Source organism: Blautia intestinihominis, assembly GCF_040096655.1.
Lineage (GTDB): Bacteria > Bacillota > Clostridia > Lachnospirales > Lachnospiraceae > Blautia_A > Blautia_A intestinihominis.
Genome location: NZ_JBBMEI010000173.1, coordinates 1 through 1,655, shown reverse-complemented (window position 1 = coordinate 1,655; position 1,655 = coordinate 1). Strand labels below are relative to the sequence as shown.

The following is a 1,655-nucleotide window of genomic DNA, read 5'->3' as shown; positions in this document are numbered from 1 at the left end:
GATGTACTATATTCATTGCTTGCTTATCGAAATTATCTTGTATAAATATGGGTCAAGTTAAGAGCTAAAGCAAGGGGGTACGACGCATTGGATAAAGAAAAGAGGATGATCGCTCATCCCCTTTCTCAGTCTTCTTTGTGAAGTTGTTTCACTACCTGGTTCACGTATGTAGAAAGTCCTGCGACCAGGATTCCCTGCGTGATGGCTGTGAATATTTCCATTGCAATGTCCTGCTTTGTGTGGCAGGTGCAGGTCGCAAACAGGTAGACAGCACAGATCAGGATTCCAATCCCGCCAAGAATCAGCGGAATGTATTTGTCCTTTACCGCCTGTGTCTGTTTCAGTGCGATGCCGATGAAATATAAGACAATGGCTACGATAAGAAGTTCTGGTCTTACGTAATTGGTGAACTGCTCTATGATGGTTTCCCCGCTTTCTGCCGGTGTGTGGCAGTGGTGTCTGGTTTATTGTATGCAGGTCGGAGAGTTTTGACCATAAATTTTACACTCAAATATTAGATATCAAAGCCTTTCTAAATACTCAATCGCTTCATACAATTTCTTATGTAGCATAAGCCAATATTCTATGCAGCCACTTGTCATTAACAGTCTTACTCTGATATTCTGATCCTTTCGTAGTTTTCTAAGTTTTTTGATTATACGATATCGTTCATCCCACTTATTTACATCTTTAGTTTCGACATCAAAGAAAAACCATACTTCATCGATAACTTCTGTATAGTCCCTATATTTAGGATCTTTCTTGAATCGGTCTTCGGCTCGGTCAAACAGTCCTGGTTCTTTTGGATATTGGATCACTGCCACATCACTGAATTTTTTCTTCAGATATTCCGTGTATGCCTGTTCACTCTCTCCCGCACAGAATACTCTTATGATGGCCTTTTCGGTGCCTCTGCTCCCGCAATCTCGTTTCTTTCTGGTCATTTATTCGACCTCCTCAATTTCAAGATCTGGAGTAGCTCCATATTTTCCCGCCAGATAGCCTTTGCGAATATTGTCTGCTGTTTTGGTCATAAAATCAGTAACACTGTATAATTCAGACGAACCATCATTTCTGTTTTTATCAGCAAAATAAATCTGATCTTTTCTTAGCAATTCCAAATTCATCAACTCTGTATTATGCGTTGTGAATATAATCTGTGCTCCATTTGGATTACTGTTTTTACTCTGAAATTTTGCAACAATAAAATTCACAAGCATCGGATGCAGTTCCCGTTCTATTTCATCTACCAGAAGAACGCCGCCTTTTTTCAAAACAGATTCAATAGCCGGTGCCAGAGACATCAGTTTTCTTGTTCCGTCGGATTCATCCTCTAATTCCAGTTTGAACAGACCAGCTTCTCCATTTTCCAAAATTCCTTTATGTTTTGACTGAGCCTTTACCTGACTCATTTTTAACATAATATATAACAAGAATTCTCCTACCTCTGCAGGTAGTGAGATGAATTGTAGATCTGAGCATAAATGCTCAAAAGAATTTTATAAATAAAAAAGAAAACACTTGTTCTCATGGATGACTTGTATTATAATAAAAAAGAACATATTGTTCAGAAATGGCAATTGAAATCATTTGTAAACATGTAGAAATACGAGGTGAGGAAAATAAATCGGGCAGTAAAAGTAAGAATCTATCCA

General features: G+C 38.3%; 3 protein-coding genes. All 3 read right to left on the bottom strand.

Annotation, left to right across the window (positions count from 1 at the left end):
* Positions 1-125: 125 nt before the first annotated feature.
* The 3 genes from WMO75_RS19495 to WMO75_RS19485 all read right to left on the bottom strand — a co-directional run bounded on the left by WMO75_RS19495 (position 126) and on the right by WMO75_RS19485 (position 1,433).
* Positions 126-419, bottom strand: coding sequence for a phage holin family protein (locus tag WMO75_RS19495; protein ID WP_199704964.1), 294 nt, complete (start codon positions 417-419; stop codon positions 126-128).
* A gap of 102 nt (positions 420-521) precedes the next feature.
* On the bottom strand, positions 522-944 hold the full coding sequence (locus WMO75_RS19490; protein WP_118698359.1) for an RloB domain-containing protein: 423 nt from the start codon (positions 942-944) through the stop codon (positions 522-524).
* Positions 945-1,433, bottom strand: a complete 489-nt coding sequence (locus tag WMO75_RS19485; protein ID WP_227223095.1) for an AAA family ATPase — start codon at positions 1,431-1,433, stop codon at positions 945-947.
* Positions 1,434-1,655: the final 222 nt, after the last annotated feature.

Coding starts and splice junctions, on each gene's coding strand:
- WMO75_RS19490 (WP_118698359.1), bottom strand. CDS start 944: ATGACCAGAAAGAAACGAGATTGCGGGAGCAGAGGCACCGAAAAGGCC.